The sequence below is a fragment of the Mesorhizobium sp. WSM4815 genome (assembly GCF_055811575.1).
Window position 1 is genome coordinate 103460 of record NZ_JBVVQS010000096.1, and the last position, 20142, is coordinate 123601.

Below are 20142 nucleotides of genomic sequence, written 5' to 3' on the forward strand. Positions count from 1 at the left end.
CGCGGATGGCGCTTGACGCCGAGCGATTTATGGGGACGGAGTGCGGGCTGATCCTGAGAGGTTGGGCAATGGCCCAACAGGGAGATGGCAAGGAGGGCCTCGCGCTGATGCGGGAGAGTGCCACAGAGCGCCTGGCCATGGGTGTTTGCTGGTATCCGGCAGAGCCAGCCGGGTTCCGCGCCAAAGACCGCCTTCGGGAAACCGGGGCGGCTTTCGTTTGTGTGAGCCGGCGCTCGCGCAAGGCTGCGTTTCGGCGGGGACGGGCTCGTCGCCGGAGCCGAGAGGATGAGCGATAAGAAAGACGAGCCGGCGAGGCACTTCGGCATTCCTCGCAGGCTCCAAAACACGGACACGTTTGGGAGGAACTGTGCCCGGCTACAGATGGATATAGGCGGAGCCGGAGAGCGGCCACTGGCCACGCTCGCGCCTACTGCCGCCTGTCCGGCTTTAAGAGATCACGGCGTGTTTGATCAAGCTGCTCTGTCGCCTTGGCAAAGTTTCTCAGACGTCTGGATTCCAGCGCCCGGAAGCAGTAGCATCGAGCCTCACGAGCGGCTGCACTGATGCTGCGCGCCCAATACGTTCTATTCGCAGGGACATCAGTTGGCATGTCTGCTCGGGTCCGTAAGATTACAAAAGATATACTTGCGCTCTTCCAAAATTGTCTGGGCTTCACCGCAATAAGCACACGAACCCGCGATCGCCTCCTTGCCGACGCGCCCAACCTTAGCCGGTACTTTTTGCTAGTCGAGCGACCGAAACACCCTATCGGCAAACTGCCTGACGGGTGTCACACCGTGCTTCGCGCGGACCACCCTGACCTCCAGGACCTGCGACGACGGTACGCCAATCACCCGGCAACGGAGCACATCCAATGGTCGCGCCAAGATGTCGAGACCCGGTTAGACCTGTCGTATTTTCGGGCTGACAATCCTTACGTCTTTCAGTCGCGAGCGTATTCCCCTCTGGTATTCTACGCGACGGCTGCGTATGTGGAGAAAACCGACAAGGCAGACCTGTTTCCGGTGTTGGAGGAGGACAACTACTTCGGCGCCGAAACTTTCGACTTCCATGGAAAACTCGTGAGTCGGGACCTTCTCGACTCCATCATCGAACTTAACTTTTTGGCCGCGTACGTTCCATTGTTTTCTGAGTCCCGATCTATCAATGTGCTCGATATCGGGGCCGGTTATGGCAGGCTTGCACACAGAATGACTGCGGCGTGCCCTAATGTTGGGAAGTATTTTTGTACTGATGCGGTACCGGAGTCGACCTTTCTATCGCAGTACTATTTGGCGTTTCGGAATGTGCTCGACCGGTGCGCCGTGGTGCCCCTTGACAAGGTGACCGGGTTACGGTCCATCCCGATCGAGCTGGCGATTAACGTGCATAGCTTCACCGAGTGCCGCGGTCGCGTCGTGGCGTGGTGGCTCGAGGAACTTAGTGCCATAAAAATCCCTTGGTTGTTCATTGAGACAGACTTCGGCTTGACGTCTCGTGATGGGTACGGCGTTCGCAATGATTTTCGGGAAAAAATTGAGGAGTCTGGGTATCGGCTGATTGTGCAGCAGCCGAAATTTGCGCAATCACAGATTTTGCGCGATCACGGCCTCTATCCATCGGAATTTTATTTGTTTCGCCGAACATAGCCTTCCAAAAGCCCCCAAACGGCATTCGTGCGGATCAAAGACCGGAACGGGTCGGAAGCGGGCATTCAAGCTGACATCACACCAATGATTAGGTGGTTGACAGGCCCCGCTGGCGGCGGTTTGTTGCATCCCGCGACTCCGAAGCATCGCCGGCCGATCGAGCGCCTGCGCGCCATCGCGGATGGCGCTTGACGCCGAGCGATTTATGGGGACGGAGCGCGCAGATCACCGTCGTCGCAGACTGCTCGAGCGAAATCACGAAATTGCTTGCGACTGGCGAGGCCATGCAGCTACCCGTCGAGATATCCGCCCGCAGAATTACCGCTTGCTTGGCCACGACGGCCATGATCTCCTCCTGAACGGTGCGGCCCAAAATAGCTTCCCAATAGCGCCCGCTAGCCGCGTGAGATAGTAGTAACGTTTAGGCGACGCGAATGCAGCGTAGCCACATGCCAGAAAAGCGAACACGGGAGCTTGCACGAGGGCTATGGCCATGGAAAGCGCCGTTAGTGCCGGTCGCGCCGGCGACAGCAGCATGGGCGCCCACGATGCAACCTGCCCGCCCCGAAGCGCGCGCAGAAGCACGTAGCCGAGGCGGAGACGCTCCTGCGGCACATGCTCCCACGCCACGGCTTCCGCGCACCAGATAAAGTGAGCGCCACCTGCGGCCAGCTGGTTGAAATACAGAGCATCCTCTCCGCCGAACATCCCGAGGCGATCATCGAAACGGACAGCCGCGATCTCGCTCGATCGGTGCCTTATCAGGCAGTTACCCGTGGCCAGGGATGGGTAAGCGTCCGTGCCACGTGCCCAAAATGGCGTCAGAAGTGTGCTCCCGACGGAGGCACCGGACGGATGATCTGTCCAATGGGAGAAAGCCGTGCGGAAAAACGCACGCTTGGCCGGGTCCGTTATCTCGGGCATCGTCGGAAGAACGGGCCCAAATACCACATCGGCATCAGACCGGCATTGCGCTTCAAACAGATGAGCCAACCAACCTTTCGTTGCGACCTCATCATCGTCTATGAAGACAGCGAACTCTCCTCTGGCATGGCAAAGCCCGGCGTTTCGCGCCATTGAGATTCCGGGTCGCGGTTCATGCAGATAGTGAACCGGAACTGCAGCTGATCGCGAAAGCTCATGGACGACCGCAGCAGCGGAGCCGTCCGGGCAGTTATCAACCACGAGTATTTCAAAGCTTCCCGCGATCGGACCTTCCTGCGCGAAACAACTTGCAATGCATTCTCGGAGACGAAGCGGCCGTTTGAAGGTTGGTATGATGATGGTGGCACGAGGCGCGGTCGACCTCTCGCTTCCACTGCCCTCGGATCGAGGGACCCGCGGCAACTGAGCCGCGACAGCAGCGGGCGCCTCAGACATAGAGACTGCCGGCGGATTGTAGGTGCGGCGCAAGCACTCCGCCCGGCCAAGTGGCGGTGCCCAACCGAGGACCCCCTGAGCCTTCCGATTGCTGAACCGCGCCGGCTTAAAGCGCGCCTCAAAGCGGCTCGGCACAGCAATGTTCGGCAATCGCCCTTTGTTTCGGAACAGGCGTCGATTGATCCAAGCGGCAAGGGCAGGAATGAGCCTCGCTGCTCTGTAGGGCATCGGGATAGGCAGGCCGCCGGCGTGCGAGCGTGTAAGGTGCTCGCGAAGATGTTGCCATACTCGGACATCATCGCCGTCCACGACGTTGAACGTCTCTCCTGCTGCGCTTGGGTTCTCTGTTGCATTCGCGAAGAAATCAGCGCAGTTGTCGACATGCGTGAGTGGCAGTCGCGTTCTCGGCCCAACGGCGAGATATACTGGCCCCAGTTTGTATCCGAGCGCAGCAAAGTACTCACCCCCTTGGCCCCAGATAAAGCCGGGCCGAAGAACAGTGAGATCCCAGCCGTGCTCAGCGCTCAGCCGTCGCGCCACCCGCTCCTGCCAAACCTTAGCAATGGTGTAACTGTCCCTGGAATAAAGATCGGGGGCCTGCTCAACCGGCGATGCTTCGTCTAGCGTACCCGTAACCTTGGTCCAGGCGTAGACGGAAAAGCTACTCGCCAGCACCAAATGGCGAGTGGCGGAAGACGCCATTGCCTCAAGCAGCCGCTCCGTGCCGACCACGGTGCTAACGAACTGAGCGTCCTCATCACCGGTCAAGGAGGCAGCCAGGTGTACGAGCGCGTCTACGCCGTCGAAGGCCTCGACGAGATTAGACGACGTTCGTAAGTCCGCGTGATGTACCTCCACATCGCCCGCCCAGGGCAAATTGTCGAGCCGGCTGGTGGCGCGGGCGATGACTCGAACCGAATGCCCGCGCAGCAAGAACTGCGCAACAACTCGTTTGCCAAGGTATCCAGCTCCCCCCGTAACCAAGATTTTCACGGGGGCCTCACTTCTGCGACGAGGTCAGATACCAGTCGGTTTACGGCGATGACCTGGTCTATGGAAACCGGCAATTCGGCTCCGTAGTTCAGGGCTCGGTAAGCCCTGGCAAGCAACTCCCACAAGCCTTCGTAACTGCCGGGGCTGCCGTTCAGTTTCCACAAAAGCGTCTGAAATGCCGCCTTTGACAAATCTCTGGCCTCCTGCAACTCGTTGATAAGTGGGTTGAGGGCCTTAGGGCCGCCGTGAAGCCGAGACAGAGTGAGGCGGGTTTCAAAAAGATTGGCTACGGCTTGCATCTTCGTTCCGTAAGCGCGTAACCAGAAAGCGTCCGGACGAGTATTGGCACTGAAGCTCAGCATCGCGGTTGCGTGCTCCCCGCCGACAAGGGCTCTGAATTCGCTGAACGGCAACGGCGAGGAAAACCGGTTTGACCAGTTCGTGTGGACCCAGCGGTGGTCACCAATAAAGACAAAAGCGAGCGACGCCAGATGGGTCAGGAAATCAGAAATCGCGGCCCCTGGCATACTCAACGATGGATGGGGTAAATTAGGATCGGAGAACGGGCTTCCCGCTCTGAGAATATTCAAGCAGAGGAACGCCTCGACGTGGGTCACCTCGCCAAACTCACCCGACGCGATAAGCTCCCGAATCTGTCGAGTTGCTCGATTAAAAACGTAGTTGTGGTCCTCGATGAAGGCAACGCCGCGTTCCAATGCCTTTTTCGTCAGCGCCTCAACGTCCGCATAAGCTAATGCAGCCGGTTTTTCGACAATGACGTTCGCCCCGAATTCAAGAGCGGCCATTGCTAATGGGAAATGCGAAGCTGGAGGTGTCGTGATGTGAACAACATCTGGCCGCATCTCCGAAAGCAAGGCGGCGCTGTCAGTGAAAAAGGCGGCAACGTCGAAGCGCTCAGCCATGCACTCGGCCCTGGCACGGGACAGGTCACAGACAGCGACAACCTCGACGTCCGGCAGCTCGCGAAGGCATGCCAGATGCTGGCGGGCAATCTGCCCAGTGCCTATTAGCGCAGCTCTCAAGAGGCCTCGCTTCGCGATGAGCCGATCCCCAGCGCGTTCCGCGGCATTCGCGGCGATGGAGCCGATCGGGGCACTGGACGCGCCTTGTCTACCGCACTCTCCCGCGCCAGCCTGTCGGCGTCAAGAAAGTTTCCACCTGCTCGCTGCGAGATAGGAGCTAACTGGATTGCCAGCCATGGCAGGATCTCTCGCCCTTTCGCCATTCGTACATCCCCCCTGAGGGATCAAGGTCCCTCGGCAAGCCTCATTTTGTCGCCTGACACTTTGCTGCGGCCGTGCGACAGTCGCTATTGCTGCTGCTGCTGCACTTTGGAAAGTACCTTGCGCCGTAACGACACGAAACTCGGTACCCGCGTCCGCTTCGCTGCTTGGTGGCAGCGAGTCTATTGGGGTTCGCCGGTACGTCAGCGCCTCATACGTGGAGCCTTCTGGTCGCTGATCGGCGCCGCCGGGTCGCGCGCTGCCGCCATGCTCCTTTCGATCATCATTGTTCGAATGATTGGCCGCGAGCAGTTTGGGCAGCTCGCCATGGTCCAAAGCACAATCGGGGTGGTGGGAATGGTCGCCGGCATGGGACTGGGGACCGTAGCAACGAAATACGTCGCAGAGCTTCGGGAGAATGATCCCGAGCGGGCCGGACGAATATTAAGTTTGACAAGCATAGTTGCGCTCGTCACCAGCCTGTCGGCAGCAGCAGCATGCTTTGGTTTTGCTGGCACGCTCGCATCTCAAGCTCTCGGCCGAAGCGACTTGACACTACCTATTCAGATTTTGGCGGCATTGGTATTCTTCTCGATCTTTGACGGTCTATTCCTTGCAATCTTGACGGGTCTAGAGGCATTTTCGCGTATCACGAGGATCTCTCTTTCGGTTGCTGTTGTTTCACTCTTCACTTCTCCCCCACTAGTTTATTATTACGGACTAACTGGCGCTGCGGGCTCACAAGTACTTTGTACAGCTATTTCGATGGTGCTGACGTATTTGGCCTCTGGTGACGAATGTTCTCGCTACGGTATACGCTGGTCACGAATTCGACTTGCCGGACGAGAATGGCGAGTTATCGTCAATGTCGGATTGCCGATGTTGGCTGCGAACCTACTTGTCGTGCCGGTGATGTGGCTTGCGAACCTAATGCTTATTCGATCACCTATAGGCTATTCAGATCTCGCATTGGTTCGCATTGCGGACCAGCTGCGCTCATTGGTCACTTACTTTCCCATGGTGTTGCTCGCGCCGACGCTGGCAATAATGGCAAACAGTGCGGCGGATCCAAAGCGTTTTGGGGCAACTGTACGTTATTGCTTCTCCCTTTCCGCCCTCACGGTTTTCCCAATTGGCATCTCAACTACTCTGCTCGCTCGATGGCTTCTGCCTGTCCTCTACGGACCTGATTTCGCTGGAGACAGCAATGCAATTGCGTGGGCCATGTTGATTGCCGGAATACAAGCTACCGGAGCGGGGCTCGGTAATGTTCTTGTGGCCACGGGACGAATGTGGACTGGATTCGCAATAAACCTCGGGTGGGCGCTTCTTTTCCTTGGAATTGCCGCTTTGAGCATCCCATTGTATCACGGTGTTGGATATCTCGGCGCAATGGCGGCAGCGTATCTAATCCTGTTTACCGTTGTGTATGGCTGGTTCAGCTTTAGAGAGCCTTCCCTGATGGGTGGGTATCCGCTACTAACTTTATTAACATTCTTCGTAGTGGCAATCGCAGGATCAAACATCCTGAGTGCTTCTCTCGACATTGTGAGTGCCATCGTCGCCTGCGTAGGCGTGAGTGGAGCCATGATTGCTATCATTGTCGTATCGGAGCGGATTGCCCTTGCGCGGAATCGTGGGGCGTAACTCAGCGACCGCTTGGTCTTTCATCCATGTCATCCTCAGTGTTGCGCTTTTGAGCACCAAGCGGTTGGCATTGGCACGCGCCGAGATTTCGCTCGCATCGCTACCGCTGGGGGTCGAACGCTCCTTCGCCTGGGTCAACCAATTCCGAAGCTGAACGCTTATTCCTTCCTGTGAGAGCTGTTCGCGGCGGGGAGGAGCTATATTTCGTCGGTGTCTGTGCCAAGAGAGACGGCGACTACGTCTCTCGGACGCTGCGCGCGCTGTCGACGCTTTCGGGGTTCATCGTCAGTAACCGTGCGGTCCTTGCGGGCGATTTCAATCAATCTACAAGGTTCGACGCGAATCGAAGTCCGGACGGTCATTTTTGCGCGCGTCCTGGAGCTTATCTCTCGACTTGGTCTGGTAAGCGCATGGCATGAATTCCACGACGACAGGTTCGGCGAGGAAAAGTCACCGACCTACTTCCATCGATGGAAGCAGGATCAGGCCTTCCATATCGACTATATATTTGTGCCTCGGAACGTTCCCATTCCTTTGTCGAACTCGGCACCTATGACGAGATCGCCATAACAAAGCTGAGCGACCACGTACCCCTCTCGGCGGACATTCGAATCCCGCCCGCAATCAGCCTTTGCTTTAGCCAAGGCGGGCGCATTCGTTAAGCTGAATATTCGGGAAGGCCGCGGGATCGCCCGATGGCCGAATTGCGAGGCAGGCGTCGCAATTCCATGGATCGTTCGGGCACCTTCTGACGTTATGTTGTCGCCGAGGCGGGTGATTTTCATCACGGAAGGAGCGAAGCGATGAAAAAAATGCTTCTCGCAGGAATCGTTGCCTTGTCGACGTCAACATCGCTGGCGCAGACGAGCACTGCCCCCGAGCCTACGGCTCCAGCGGCTGCAACGCCCGCTGCCCAGCAGCCAGGCGGGCCTGCCAATCTCTGCCAGGAGCTCCTCGCCTTCATGAAGGCGCCTGCCGAAGCGGCTAGCCCGACCGCGGCTGCCTCGGCTCAGCAGTCCGGCACATCTTCTACCAGCGCAGCCGCGCCCGCCAAGCCCGAGACCGGGACGGGCTCGGCGCAGAAAATTACCGGGCAGGCTGGGGTTGCCAGCGATGCTCCACAACCGAACAAGGAGAAGGTGGCCAGCGGATCGGCGACGAACGCGCCCCAGAAGGAAAGCAGGGCCGCGCCGGTGCCCCCCTCGGATACGTCGAGCACTCCCAAGGATTTTGTGATCAATCCCGCGAAAGCGGAGGAACTGGCCGCCGCCAATGACATTGCACAATGCCAGAAGACCGCGCGGGAAATGCGGGTGGCCGGCGTCGCCATGCCGCCGCCGTTGCTTGCACTGGCGGCGCTCGACCTGCAGTATCAGCAAAAGTCCGGTGCAGCACCTCAGGGAACTGGCAATCCATCTGTGACGGGGCAGAATCCAGCGCAGCAGACTCCAGCGCAGCAGACGCCACCGCCACAATGAGAGCGTGACTGACTTTGAGCAGGTGAAAGGGAGAAGGCGGGATGGGTATGATCTTGACCGGAATTGTCGTTTCGATCGCGATTGCGATCGGGGCCGGCTATTTTCTTCTGAGCGCGCAGCAGCAACAGCCAGCATGGCAGGTCTACAGCAGCGAGAGCACTCGCGTCGGCGATCCGGGGCACAATCTGGTCGGTCAAAACTGGACGGGCGAACCGGGCGACAACTCTACCGCAGCCGCGGAGGGCGAGGAGACGCCTTCGTAGCGCGGAAATGCGCTCGCTGACGTGGTTTTCGAGGCCGGGCAATGAAAGCCTGCGAGCACGCCAAAAAAATGCCCGGACCAATGGCCCAGGCATTTCGATTGTGCGCAGAAGCTATTATTCGGCCGGTTCGGCCGCCGAGCGCGGCGGTATCGCACCTTTCTTCTCCTGGCTTTCGACCCAAAGCCTATGGTGCTCCTTCGCCCAGTTGATATCGACGGTGCCCGAACCCATTGCTTCATAGGCGCCTTCCATGCCGAGCGTGCCGATATAAATGTGAGCGATAATGACGGCGATCAGGATTATGCCGACAGTCGCATGAACATACTGGGCCGTCTGCATGCCGTTTATGTCGGTGAACGCGAACGGAAACAGCATGAATATGCCGGACACCGACAGCGCAATTCCGCCGAGCACGACGGCCCAGAAGATGAGCTTCTGGCCGGTGTTGAAACGTCCGGCCGGCGGATGCGTCCTGTTGGTCTTGTCGAAAAAGCCGCCACCGACCTTGAGCCAATGCGCGTCATGGCGATCGGGAAGGTTATCCCAGACCCATGTCACCAGCATGACCAATATGCCGAGCATGAAAGCCCAGGAGACAAAGTCGTGGGCGTATTTCGCCCAGATCGACCAGGTTGAAAATGCATCGGCCCCGATCAGCGGCATCAACAGACGCTTGCCGAAGATAAAGTTCAAGCCGGTGATGGCCAGGATGATGAACGCCGTGGCAGTCATCCAGTGGGTCAGCCGCTCCAGAGCACCGAAGCGCAAAATCCTTACGCTCGATTCGGGCGCCAGTGTACGGATGCGGCCCCTGTAGAAATAGAACAGCGCCAGCAGCAGCAAAATGCCTGTTATCGCGATGCCGCCGATCCACGGCAGCCAGCCCTCGTGGAAGCCGCGGTAATCGCGGCCTTGCGGTTGCTCGAGCAAGCCGGCGGCCGTATTGGGCAGGGTGACGCGCCCCTCGATCTTCCGCAGCTCATCAAGAAGCTGCTGTTCGTTCACCGCCTGAGCGGTCGGGTTGCTCCCGGATGGGGCTTGCGCGTACACGGGCGCCGCGACCAGCAGCGTGAGCGTCATGAACGCCGCGATAGCCTGCGGAATCAGTCGACCAAGCCTGTTGTCCGGCATTTCTCCGTCCTCCCTGCTAGCTCCGTTGCGCGCGAGACGAGCCCGACTGCCTCCTACACGTCGATTGTTTCTCGATAGGCCGTCTGCCAGCCCCAGGCGCCCGAACCATAGCCACGCTGCGTCACGCGCTCCTTGTAGATCGCCGCGATGATCTCGCCGTCGCCGGCCAGGAGCGACTTGGTCGAACACATTTCGGCGCAAAGCGGCAGCTTGCCTTCAGCCAGCCGGTTGGCGCCGTACTTGGCATATTCGACTTCGGTGGAATCACCTTCCGGGCCGGCGGCGCAGAAGGTGCATTTGTCCATCTTGCCGCGCGAACCGAAATTGCCCACACGGGGATATTGCGGGGCGCCGAACGGGCAGGCGTAGAAGCAATAGCCGCACCCGATGCACAGGTCCTTGGAGTGGAGCACCACCGCGTCGGCCGTGGTGTAGAAGCAGTCGACCGGACAAACCGCCGCGCAAGGCGCGTCGGTGCAATGCATGCACGCCATCGAGACGGAGCGTTCGCCGGGCTTGCCGTCATTGATGGTGACGACGCGGCGCCGGTTGATGCCCCATGGCACGTCGTGCTCGTTCTTGCAGGCGGTGACGCAGGCATTGCACTCGATGCAACGATCAGCGTCGCAAAGGAATTTCATCCTGGCCATTTCTGTTCCTCCCGTTCACGCCGCAACGATTTGGCAGAGCGTGCACTTCGGCTCCTGCATGCCCGTCACCGGGTCGTAGCCGTAGGTGGTGATGCTGTTGACGCTCTCTCCCAGAACATATGGATCGGTGCCCTGCGGATAGTGGGCCCTGAGATCCTTGCCCTGGAACCAGCCGCCGAAGTGGAAGGGCATGAACGCGACGCCGCGGCCGACGCGCTCCGTGACCAGCGCCTTCACCCGCGCCCTCGCGTTGTTCTCGGCACCATTGACCCAAACCCAGGTCCCATCGCCGATGCCGCGTTCGGATGCATCGGCCGGGTTGATCTCGACGAACATCTCCTGCTGCAGCTCGGCCAGCCATCTGTTCGACCGCGTTTCCTCGCCGCCGCCCTCATATTCGACGAGCCGGCCGCTGGTCAGGATCAGCGGGAACGTCTTGGCGATGCCCTTTTCCACCGCCGCCTGCTGCACGCTGAAGCCTATGTTCGGCAACCGGAACTGTGTGGCGTCGGGATAGGTCGGATATTTTGCGACCAGATCCACCCTCGGCGAATAGATCGGCTCGCGATGGGTGGGTACCGGGTCGGGCAGGTTCCACGCTACTGCGCGCGCCTTGCCGTTGCCGTAGGGATGGCAGCCATGGCTGAGCACGACGCGCTGGATCCCGCCTGACAGATCCGTCGACCACGAGACCTTGTTGATGTCGTCGCCGATCTTTTCGATCACGGCGCGTTCTTGCGCCGTCAGATCCTTGTCCCAGCCGAGTTTCTTGAGCACGGCCATGGTGAACTCCGGATAGCCGTCGGTGAGTTCCGAGCCTTGCGTGTAGGAGCCTTCCGCCAATAGGGTCTGGCCGTTTCGTTCGACGCCGAAGCGGGCGCGGAACGGGCTGCCGCCGTCCATGACATGCAGGCCGGTGCTGTAAAGATTGGCCGTACCCGGGTGGCGGATCTCAGGCTTGCCCCAACATGGCCACGGCAGGCCGTAATAGTCGCCGCCGACCTCGGGATCGTCCTTCGGCGCGCGCAATGTCACCAGGTCGAACTTGTGCTGGTTCTTCATATGCGCCTTGAGCCGCTCCGGCGACTGACCGCAATAGCCCGTCGACCAGCTGCCGCGGTTCATCTCGCGCAGCACGTCCTCCGGCACCGGACGGTCGCCCTCGACGGCTATCTTCTTGAACATCTTGTCGGCAAGCCCGAGCTTCTTCGACAACAGATAGATGACCTGGTAGTCGTCCTTCTGCTCGAAGCTCGGCTTCACGATCTGCTCACCCCATTGGATGGCCCGATTTGAGGCGACGCGCGAGCCTGACGTCTCGAATTGCGTGCAGACCGGCAACAGATAAGTGTTGTCCTTTCGCCCCGCCTCCACCGCCAGCGATGCCCAGGTGGTGGGATGGGGATCGGCGACGACAAGCAGCTCCAGGCCTGTCAGGCCTTTCATCGAATCCGGGATACGGGTGATACTGTTGCTGGCGTGGCCCTGAATGAACATGGCGCGCATGCTGTCGCGCTGCGCTATCTTGTCCTTGGGCAGCGAGACGGAATCGAACCACCTTGTCAGCGGTATGCCCGGGGTTTCCATGGCATCCTTCGAGTCGAACTGGCTCAGCAGATCCTCGTAGGGGATCTCCCAAACGCGCGACCAGTGCTTCCAGGCGCTTTCCGTCAGCCCGTAATAGAAGGGCAGGGTGACCACATCGAGCCCGATATCCGTCGCGCCCTGGACGTTGTCATGGCCGCGGAAGATGTTCGCGCCCGTCCCCGGCTTGCCGACATTGCCGGTGGCGAGACACAGTATGCAACTTGCGCGTGTATTGGCCGTGCCAACCGTGTGGTGTGTCTGGCCCATGCACCAGATCATCGTCGACGGCTTCTGCGTGGCGAACATCTCGGCGACACGCTTCACCTGATCGCCAGGCACGCCGGTGATCTGTTCAACCTCCTCCGGCGTGTATTTCGCGACTTCCTTGCGGACCTCATCCATCCCGTAGACGCGCTGCGCGATGAATTCCTTGTCCTCCCAGCCGTTCTCGAAGATGTGCCATAGCATGCCCCACAACAGCGCTATGTCGGTGCCGGAGCGGAACCGGACGTACTCGGTCGCATGGGCGGCGGTGCGCGTGAAACGGGGATCGATGACGATCAGATTGGCGTGGTTGAGTTCCTTGCCTTCCAGCAGATGCTGCATCGCTATCGGATGCGCCTCAGCCGGGTTGCCGCCCATGATGATCATGGTCTTCGAATTGCGGATATCGTTGAAGGAGTTCGTCATCGCGCCGTAGCCCCAGGTGTTGGCTACGCCGGCGACGGTCGTCGAATGACAGATGCGGGCCTGGTGGTCCTGATTGTTTGTTCCCCACAGCGCCGCGAGCTTGCGGAAGAGATAGGTTCCTTCGTTGGAAAACTTGGCCGACCCCATCCAGTAGACGGATTCCGGGCCGGACTTTTCACGGATCTCGAGCAGTTTGTCGCCAATCCCATTGATTGCGTCGTCCCAGGAGACACGCTCCCACTGCCCTGCGGTGAGCTTCATCGGGTATTTCAGCCGGCGGTCGCTGTGTACGAGCTCGCGTACGCTTGCGCCCTTGGCGCAATGGGAGCCGCGGTTGATCGGGCTGTCCCACGAAGGCTCCTGACCGGTCCAAACTCCGTTCTGGACTTCGGCGGTAACGGTGCAGCCGACCGCGCAATGGGTGCAGACGCTTTTCTTCAGTTCTATAGGCACGCCCGGCTGCGGCGGACTGATGGCCGCCGCCTTCTGAACGGTGCCGAGCTGGAACGACCCGAGTGCAGCCATTCCGCCGGCCGCGAGACCGGAACGGCGAAGGAAGGTTCGCCGGTCGATGGGAGCGGAGGCGACCGTGCCCATCAGTGTGTGCAATCTTGTGCGGCTCGCCTGACCGCTCTTGCGCTTGGTCAGCATGGCGCCCTCATTTCTTCAACGTCTCATAACCGTTCACACGGTAGAATGCCTTGACGTGCTCGGTCTCGCGGTAGCGAGCCCTCGTCTCCTCCTCACCGGGATCGTAAGCTTGCGCTTCTCCTGGGGTGAGCGTCACGGCGGCGGCGGCCACGGCGGTAGTGGATGCGCCGCCGAAGGCGCGAAGGAAACTGCGGCGGTTCATTGCCGTCTGTTGCTTTTCCTGCATCTGCCTTCCTCCCTATGCGTCGACGCGATCAGGTCACGAGCTTGGTCGCGCCTCCATGGCAAAGCCTTCGGCTTCGATGTCGATGAAAATCCGCCCCAACGCGCCGACTGCCCGGTAAAACCTGGCCGAGGCCGCGTTTTCCAGATCGGCCAAGAAACGGCTCGCCCACGGCGCGATGTGACGTTCAAAGAAGTCCCGCTCCTCGCCGGCGGGAACCACGAAATGGGTGGCGGCAAAGCCGCTCATGATCTCGAACAGCGTGCCGAGATGATCTTCCGGGTCAAAATGACCGTCCGCGCGTTCAAGGCCGAGGCGCCTCATGTCCCCGCGCAGGCGGGCAAGCGGCCGTTCGTTGAGAAAGCCGGTCAGGTAGTAGGAGGCGTAGGGAACGAGTTCGCCGCGCCCGACCCCGATGAAGAGCTCGAAATACTCGCGACTGACGGCAACCGGAGAGGCTGAAGAAGCGGCCTGGCCGAGTGCGGCATGAGCCTTGCCGAGCGGGGTCTCGGCGTCGCCTCGCAACCCGGAAAGCCGCGCCATGAGGTTTGCATCCGGAGCGGCCAGGAGAAGCGTGGCGAGCAGCGCGTACTCATCCGCGCGTGCGCTGTTCACGTCGTTGACGTCAGCATCTTCTACGCCGGGAACCAGAGCGTCAGCTCCGAACGACGTGCCGATTGCCTCCTCCAGGCGCAAGTCTGGGTTCATCTACTGACCTCGACCGTGCCCCTCAACGAGTGGGTAAAGTGAATACTAGTGCCCCGCCCGGCAATTGCAACAGCGACTGTGCCAAAATGGCAACAAATTCAGATCAGCGCGGCATGGCGCCGCCATGGCGTCGCTGGCGATCGATCGGCGATGATTCCGCGGCGCCGGCGGCCGAAGGAGATTCGGGGTTTGCCGGTTCGATCGAACTGTCCGGCGTGACAGAATCCGACCCATCGGCTGAGGCGTTCACGCCCTCGTCCGACAAAACGGCGCTGGTCGCTGGCGCCTTCTCCGGCGCCTGCGAAGCCATGGCGGCGGGTGCCGGATCGGTCGGGTTGCCGCCGTTCGACAGGAAATCCACGACAGCTTCGCTGGATGCTTTCAAGGGGCCGAATCCCGCCATGGATCCAGGGCTGTTGAAGTCCCAGGCATATTCGGAAGGCCCGATATGATCACGAATTGCCGGATCGAGCGACCACATCTTGCGCAATGCGGCGCGCTTCAACATTTTGGGCACGCCTTTGCGCAGGAAGGCTGAGAGATCGCTTTGAGCGGTCAGATCCTCGAGGCGAGGGAGGGGCTCGGCGGGCTCGGCGGCCTCCGGCTCGACAATTGCTGGTGCAAGCTGCTCACCAGTATCGGCTGGCGCCGCAACTTCGTCAGGCGAAAGCTGATCGTTCTGCGGCCCCGCAGTCGAACTGTAACGCGCCGCCTGTTTCAGGCGCGACCAGCGGGCGAAGACATTGTCGCGTCCCGCGCTCATTCGGCATCATCCGTCGTTCCGGAACGAGGACCGCGCCTCGCCAGGGCATCAGGGTCCGCCCGATCGCGCTTGCGCTTGATGAAAGGACGCTCGACGTGATGCGTCTCGACAAAGGCGGCCAGCCATTGCTGAAGCTCGATCGGCATCGGCACGGCCTCGATGATGTCGGGGCCAGCCTCGGTCAGCGACTCGCCCTCGAAAGGGTCAGCGGTCACCAGGTGCAGCACAACTCCGGGTGGAGCATCGCTCGACCGGAGCGCGATCCACAGGCTAGGCCGCCCCGAACGGAGGTTGTCCCGGTACATGCCCGTGTCGCACCCGAAGAGCTCAAGCTTGAAAGTTCCGGCATAGAAGCGCGTCACGCCGTCTGATTCGTGCAGCACCGACCATGGCGCCGCGCTCGGCGCGCCCGCCAGCACGGCCACGGGAACCCAGACATGGTCGATCCACGGGTTGTCCAGAGCCCGTCGCTCGACGATCACCCCGACTTCCGCCGTCTCCCGCACCATGGCACCAATCCTCCTAGTTCACCGTCCCTGGGGCGCGAAACGGCAGGCCTGCGACAAGGTTCTGCGGCTTCATGCGGATCGTTCGGTCAGGGGTCATGGCCATTATGAGCCAGACGGGCCTGGCGCCCACCTGCGGCAGTACTTCGCCTGTGTCGGAGAAGGTGAGCCGGAACAGTGCAATCACGCGCTGTGCAGCCTCCGGGTCAAGTTCATCGCCGGCCCAGAGCGTGTTGCCGATGCGGGTCGCTTCGGCGTCGAGGCCGACGAACCAGTCCCAGTCCTCGTCCTCGATCCGCTCCACCGGCTCGATCTCCACGTCCACCGCAAGTAGATGGCGAACCCAGATCTCCATTGCGGTGGCAAGGCCGCGCCGGGTCGGACTGCGCGCGCTGCCCAGCTTGAGCACCATATCGAAAGCGTCGCTCCTGGCAAAGTAACTCTCGGAATTGTTCTCGTCGAGTATCTCCAGTTCCGTGACAGCTGGGCCACCAAGCATGCCGAGGAGCGGCGAGGCATGGCGGTTCTGTTCATGCAGTTCAATGGTTTCGGCATCGGCGAGAAGCACCGTCCCCTCGTGGGACGTCACCCGTTGTGGCCGATAAAACAGCTCAGCGGCTCGCACGACGCAGGCGTCGTGCTGACCATCCAGCGCATTGCGCAGGACGACCTGCGCAAGCTGGTTCATGAACAGCGGCGGGATATTTTCGGCCGAGCCGCGCGCCAGCGCGAGATATGCGGCCTCGAGCGAGGGAGCGGCCAGCACATGGTCGCGAAAGGCGATCATGAACTCCCAGTTCTCGCGCGCATCCGGATCCTCCAAGGCGGCGATCTCCTGCTTGGCGACCGGCCGGCGCGGATGATGCATCAAAAGTTCGTGATGCAGGCGCAACTCCGCCGGGCAGGCCGTTTCGGGGGGAAGAAGCTCTGGCCGCGCAAAATATGCCTTCAGAAAGGAGTCGGTCACTAGCAGGCGCCCGGCCTCATCCCTGTCGAGAAGGTGATGACCTGAGGAAACCCAGAAATCCTTCACTTCTGCCTCCCGGCCAATGCAAGGAGATCGAACTTTTCCGTCGACGCGTCCTCGCCCTCGATTTCGACAAAGCGGAATGCCGTTGCCGGCTCCAGCCGGCTCGCCTTGCGATGCAGGGTGCGGAAACACTCCCGGGTGCCGGCCTGTTCGCTGGTGCGGTTGACCCCTATCAGCGTGTTTGGCGGGTGGTCGCACAGCGATTGCGCGAAGGCTATCTCCTCTTCGGCGGCGGCCCGCGCCGTTTCGATGTCTGGCGCACCGCATCGCACCACAAGCTGCTCGGCCAGCCGATCGACGGCCGCCGCGCGATCATGCGCGGACGCGTCCGTGACCACGACGAGGGTGGACCAACCGAAACTGTCAATGCCGAGGAACCCGGCGCGGAACGCCTGCCGTTCCTTGCCGGTAAGCCTGGCCACATCGGCGCCGAAGAACAGGAAGGTGCCGGTCACCGCCCACTCGCCTGGTTCTGCAGCGCGCGAATAGACAAACGTGTCCGATGGATCGAGGCGGATCGTTCGCGGCAGCTTCAAAGCCATGGCGTGCCCGTCATCGGATCGAGCCAGGAGGGCCTGGCAAGCGCCTCGGGCAGGCTTTTTCGCTCGCGGAGCCCTTGAGAGGCCGTGTCGGAAATTAGCAGATCGCCGTTGCCGGCAATCTCTGCATGCTCGTCGCCCTTTCGGGGCAGCCGGTCGAGCCAGCGGCTGGCGATCGAACCGCAGCCGCTGTCGCTCCATTCGTGGAATGCGGCCATCAGATGGCGGGAGAAGCTCGCAACGATCTCACCGGCATCGAGCGCAACGAAGCCGAGTTCGTCAAGCGCGCCAAGCAGCGGACGCAGACCGGGCTCGTCGGCGCGGATGACGGCGGTGCGGATCATGCCGGAGAAGACGAGCCAGTCGGGGGTTTCGTTCTCCCGGGCCCCTTCCGGCCAGCCCAGGCGGGCGCCGCCGACGAGAACCCCGTCGACGCGAACAGTGTCGGGCCAGTCGAAGGTGATGGGCCGCGACGGCGGAGCATGGACCGCAAGCGCATCGGCAAGTGCGTTCATGCCGGCATAGATCGCGCGACGCGCATCCTCCAGCGGCTCTTCAGGCTCGAGCACCACTGCGAATTCGGCCAGATCGTAGCGGCGCACCCAGGCAAGCGTGCCTGCCCCTTCGTCTGCCGCAATCGCGCAGGCGTGCGCAAAGGCGTCACCGGCCTCTCTCAGCGGCACGAGGCTGTAAGGCGGTGGCAGTTGGAGGTCGCTGACAGAGGGCCGCATAGGCCGATCCATATTTTGATGACGGCGACTGTAATGTCTTTATAATACTTCCAGACAAGAGGCGCTACCGCGTGGGCAAGGAAGATGCCACGGGAGTCGGGATGAGCCTGGACAAACGACGCACGGTCCTGGTCTGCTCCTGCGAGCGGAGCATGCCACGCTTCGGCGCCAGCGTCGCCCGCGGATGCACGGGCGCACGGGTCGAGGCGGGGGACCAGTTCTGCGGCGCGGAACTCGACCGGGTGCGCAGCGCCCTGAGCGGCGGCCAAGCAGTCACCATCAGCTGCACGCAACAGGCGCCGCTTTTCGGCGACCTAGCCGGGGAACTCGGTTTCGCAGGCGATCTGGTTTTCGCAAACATTCGCGAGACGGGCGGCTGGTCGCAGGATGCTGCTGCTGCCGGTCCGAAAGCGGCGGCTCTGCTCGCCATGGCGGCCGAACCCGCTTCGCCACCCGCGCTGGTTACGCTTTCGAGCAATGGTGTCGTCCTGGTCTATGGCTGCGACGCGACGGCGATCGATGCGGGCCGGCAACTCGCCGAAAAGCTGGATGTCACTGTGTTGCTTAGCCGTCCGCGCGATATCGCGCCGCACCGGGTCTGGGATTTTCCCGTCATGCAGGGAACGATCCGGCAAGCGCGCGGCCATCTTGGCGCCTTCGAATTGACAGTCGATGATTTCGCGGCGCCCAATCCATCTTCGCGCGATCGGCTTGGCTTCGGGATATCGCGGGATGGAGCGGTCTCGAACGCCGACATCATCCTTGATCTCTCCGGCGGGGTTCCAATTTTCCCTGCTCATGAATTGCGCGACGGCTACGTGAAGGCCGATCCCGGCGATCGCGCCTCCGTCGCCGTTGCGATCGCAAGGGCAGCCGATTTGGTTGGCGAGTTCGACAAGCCGCGCTTCATCGATTTCTCCGCCGATCTGTGCGCCCATTCGAGATCGCGCATCACCGGCTGCACGCGGTGCCTCGATCTGTGCCCGACAGGGGCGATAGCGCCTGCCGGCGACCACGTCGCAATCGATGCGGAAGTGTGCGCCGGCTGCGGCAGCTGCGCGGCGGCATGTCCCACGGGTGCTGCCGCCTACGCCGTGCCGGATGCCGAGTCGCTGCTTCGGCGGCTGCGGACGCTTCTTGTCACCTATCGTGAGGCGGGCGGCCTGGATGCGATTGTGCTTTTCCATGATCTCGGCCATGGCGAGCCGCTGATCGACGCACTTGCCCGCTTCGGCGCGGGTCTGCCCGCAAATGTCCTGCCGGTCGCGGTGAACGAGATAACCCAGTTAGGGATCGAGGCGTGGACCGCGCCGATCGCCTGGGGCGCTTGCGCCGTAAGGGCGCTGTCGTCGGCCAAGCCAAGGCATGAGCTTACCGGAATTGCCGCAAACATCGCAATCGCCAATCTTTTGAGCCGGTCTCTCGGTTATGGCGCGGAGGTCTGCGGATTGATCGAAGTGGACGATCCCGACATACTCGCCTCGGCGCTCGACCTGATTACTCCAGATGTTGCGTCGCGGCGCCCGGCGGCATTCCTGCCGCTCGGCAAGAAGCGCAGCCTGCTGACGAGCACCATGCTCGAACTCCATCGAGCCGCGCCGACGCCGGTCGACCGCGTGGCGTTGCCTGCTGCAGCTCCGTTCGGCGGCCTGGACGTCAATGTCGAAGGCTGCACGCTCTGCCTCTCTTGTGTCTCGGCCTGTCCAACGGGGGCGCTTTCCGATAGCGAACAGCAGCCGGCTTTGTATTTTTCCGAGAGCGCCTGCGTGCAGTGCGGCCTTTGCGCCGCGACCTGCCCGGAGAAGGTCATCACCTTGACGCCGCAGGTGGATTTCCAGGCATGGGGTGCTCGCAGCCGGGTCGTGAAGCAAGAGGAGCCGTACAACTGCATCCGCTGCACAAAGCCGTTCGGCACAAGGAGCACCGTCGAGCGGATCGTCGCCAAGCTCGAAGGCAAACACTGGATGTTTGCAGGCGAGAACGCACGGCGGCTCGACCTTGTACGGATGTGCGACAATTGCCGCGTCGATGCGGCGATGAATGAGGGCTTCGATCCTTATGCAGGCCCTGGTCGTTCGCCGCCGCGAACCACTGAAGACTTTCTGCGGGAGCGCAAGGCCTCGAGCGACAAGGCGGTCTGAGCCCTCGGTCTGAGCCCTCGCTTTGGACTGCCCCTCGACATAGGTAGGGTGCACCGCCTTGCCGGCGTCAAGCGGAGAGCCGGCTTCGAGGGTTGCAATCAACACGCAAATAATGGTTTTAGCAATCAAATCTTAGGC

At 61.3% G+C, this 20142-nt stretch carries 18 protein-coding genes; 5 read left to right on the top strand and 13 right to left on the bottom strand.

Translation table 11 applies throughout. The annotated features are described in order from the left end of the window. Positions 1–992: 992 nt before the first annotated feature. On the top strand, positions 993–1649 hold the full coding sequence (locus AC0L2B_RS18890) for a putative sugar O-methyltransferase (protein ID WP_473746406.1): 657 nt from the start codon (positions 993–995) through the stop codon (positions 1647–1649). Between the two features lie 88 nt (positions 1650–1737). Here AC0L2B_RS18890 and AC0L2B_RS18895 read toward each other — a convergent pair whose 3' ends face one another. Genes AC0L2B_RS18895 through AC0L2B_RS18905 form a run of 3 tightly spaced genes read right to left on the bottom strand, consistent with a single transcriptional unit; the run spans position 1738 to position 5065 of the window. Beyond that, on the bottom strand, positions 1738–1995 hold the full coding sequence (locus tag AC0L2B_RS18895) for a hypothetical protein (protein WP_473746407.1): 258 nt from the start codon (positions 1993–1995) through the stop codon (positions 1738–1740). Beyond that, positions 1968–4022 carry an NAD-dependent epimerase/dehydratase family protein gene (locus AC0L2B_RS18900; RefSeq protein ID WP_473746408.1) on the bottom strand — a complete coding sequence of 685 codons (2055 nt, stop codon included), beginning with the start codon at positions 4020–4022 and terminating at the stop codon, positions 1968–1970. The genes AC0L2B_RS18895 and AC0L2B_RS18900 overlap by 28 nt, the downstream gene beginning before the upstream one ends. Beyond that, positions 4019–5065, bottom strand: coding sequence for a Gfo/Idh/MocA family protein (locus AC0L2B_RS18905; protein ID WP_473746409.1), 1047 nt, complete (start codon positions 5063–5065; stop codon positions 4019–4021). The genes AC0L2B_RS18900 and AC0L2B_RS18905 overlap by 4 nt, the downstream gene beginning before the upstream one ends. A 321-nt stretch (positions 5066–5386) precedes the next feature. Here AC0L2B_RS18905 and AC0L2B_RS18910 point away from each other — a divergent pair, with 321 nt between their 5' ends. The 3 genes from AC0L2B_RS18910 to AC0L2B_RS18920 all read left to right on the top strand — a co-directional run bounded on the left by AC0L2B_RS18910 (position 5387) and on the right by AC0L2B_RS18920 (position 8654). After that, positions 5387–6913, top strand: coding sequence for an oligosaccharide flippase family protein (locus AC0L2B_RS18910; protein WP_473746410.1), 1527 nt, complete (start codon positions 5387–5389; stop codon positions 6911–6913). Between the two features lie 803 nt (positions 6914–7716). Further along, the gene (locus AC0L2B_RS18915) at positions 7717–8391 is read left to right on the top strand and encodes a hypothetical protein (protein WP_473746411.1); all 675 of its coding nucleotides are present in this window, start codon (positions 7717–7719) and stop codon (positions 8389–8391) included. Between the two features lie 47 nt (positions 8392–8438). Further along, positions 8439–8654: a hypothetical protein gene (locus AC0L2B_RS18920; RefSeq protein ID WP_287171293.1), complete on the top strand. Its 216-nt coding sequence runs from the start codon at positions 8439–8441 to the stop codon at positions 8652–8654. Positions 8655–8768: 114 nt separating this feature from the next. Here the strand turns inward: AC0L2B_RS18920 and AC0L2B_RS18925 are convergent, their stop codons facing one another. The 10 genes from AC0L2B_RS18925 to AC0L2B_RS18970 form a co-directional block, all read right to left on the bottom strand. After that, positions 8769–9785 (bottom strand): formate dehydrogenase subunit gamma, encoded by a 1017-nt coding sequence (locus AC0L2B_RS18925; RefSeq protein ID WP_473746412.1) that lies wholly within the window; start codon positions 9783–9785, stop codon positions 8769–8771. Positions 9786–9838: 53 nt separating this feature from the next. After that, positions 9839–10435, bottom strand: coding sequence for a formate dehydrogenase FDH3 subunit beta (fdh3B, locus tag AC0L2B_RS18930; protein ID WP_128166279.1), 597 nt, complete (start codon positions 10433–10435; stop codon positions 9839–9841). Positions 10436–10450: 15 nt separating this feature from the next. Further along, on the bottom strand, positions 10451–13363 hold the full coding sequence (locus AC0L2B_RS18935; protein ID WP_473746413.1) for a formate dehydrogenase subunit alpha: 2913 nt from the start codon (positions 13361–13363) through the stop codon (positions 10451–10453). Between the two features lie 7 nt (positions 13364–13370). Then, positions 13371–13589 carry a formate dehydrogenase gene (locus AC0L2B_RS18940; RefSeq protein WP_023797596.1) on the bottom strand — a complete coding sequence of 73 codons (219 nt, stop codon included), beginning with the start codon at positions 13587–13589 and terminating at the stop codon, positions 13371–13373. 33 nt (positions 13590–13622) lie between these two features. Beyond that, on the bottom strand, positions 13623–14282 hold the full coding sequence (locus tag AC0L2B_RS18945; RefSeq protein ID WP_091597818.1) for a TorD/DmsD family molecular chaperone: 660 nt from the start codon (positions 14280–14282) through the stop codon (positions 13623–13625). A 115-nt stretch (positions 14283–14397) separates the two neighbouring features. Next, positions 14398–15057, bottom strand: a complete 660-nt coding sequence (locus AC0L2B_RS18950) for a DUF3306 domain-containing protein (protein WP_473746414.1) — start codon at positions 15055–15057, stop codon at positions 14398–14400. Continuing rightward, positions 15054–15566 (bottom strand): DUF3305 domain-containing protein, encoded by a 513-nt coding sequence (locus tag AC0L2B_RS18955; RefSeq protein WP_023797599.1) that lies wholly within the window; start codon positions 15564–15566, stop codon positions 15054–15056. Before AC0L2B_RS18955 ends, AC0L2B_RS18950 begins: the two co-directional genes overlap by 4 nt. 13 nt (positions 15567–15579) lie before the next feature. Further along, positions 15580–16596 (bottom strand): DUF6352 family protein, encoded by a 1017-nt coding sequence (locus tag AC0L2B_RS18960; protein WP_473746415.1) that lies wholly within the window; start codon positions 16594–16596, stop codon positions 15580–15582. Beyond that, complete coding sequence (locus AC0L2B_RS18965) at positions 16593–17135, bottom strand: DUF6505 family protein (RefSeq protein ID WP_473746416.1); 543 nt, start codon at positions 17133–17135, stop codon at positions 16593–16595. The genes AC0L2B_RS18960 and AC0L2B_RS18965 overlap by 4 nt, the downstream gene beginning before the upstream one ends. Then, complete coding sequence (locus tag AC0L2B_RS18970) at positions 17126–17863, bottom strand: biotin/lipoate--protein ligase family protein (RefSeq protein WP_473746417.1); 738 nt, start codon at positions 17861–17863, stop codon at positions 17126–17128. Before AC0L2B_RS18970 ends, AC0L2B_RS18965 begins: the two co-directional genes overlap by 10 nt. A gap of 101 nt (positions 17864–17964) precedes the next feature. Between AC0L2B_RS18970 and AC0L2B_RS18975 the strand changes: the two genes are divergently transcribed. After that, the gene (locus AC0L2B_RS18975) at positions 17965–20004 is read left to right on the top strand and encodes a 4Fe-4S binding protein (RefSeq protein WP_473746418.1); all 2040 of its coding nucleotides are present in this window, start codon (positions 17965–17967) and stop codon (positions 20002–20004) included. Positions 20005–20142 lie beyond the last annotated feature (138 nt).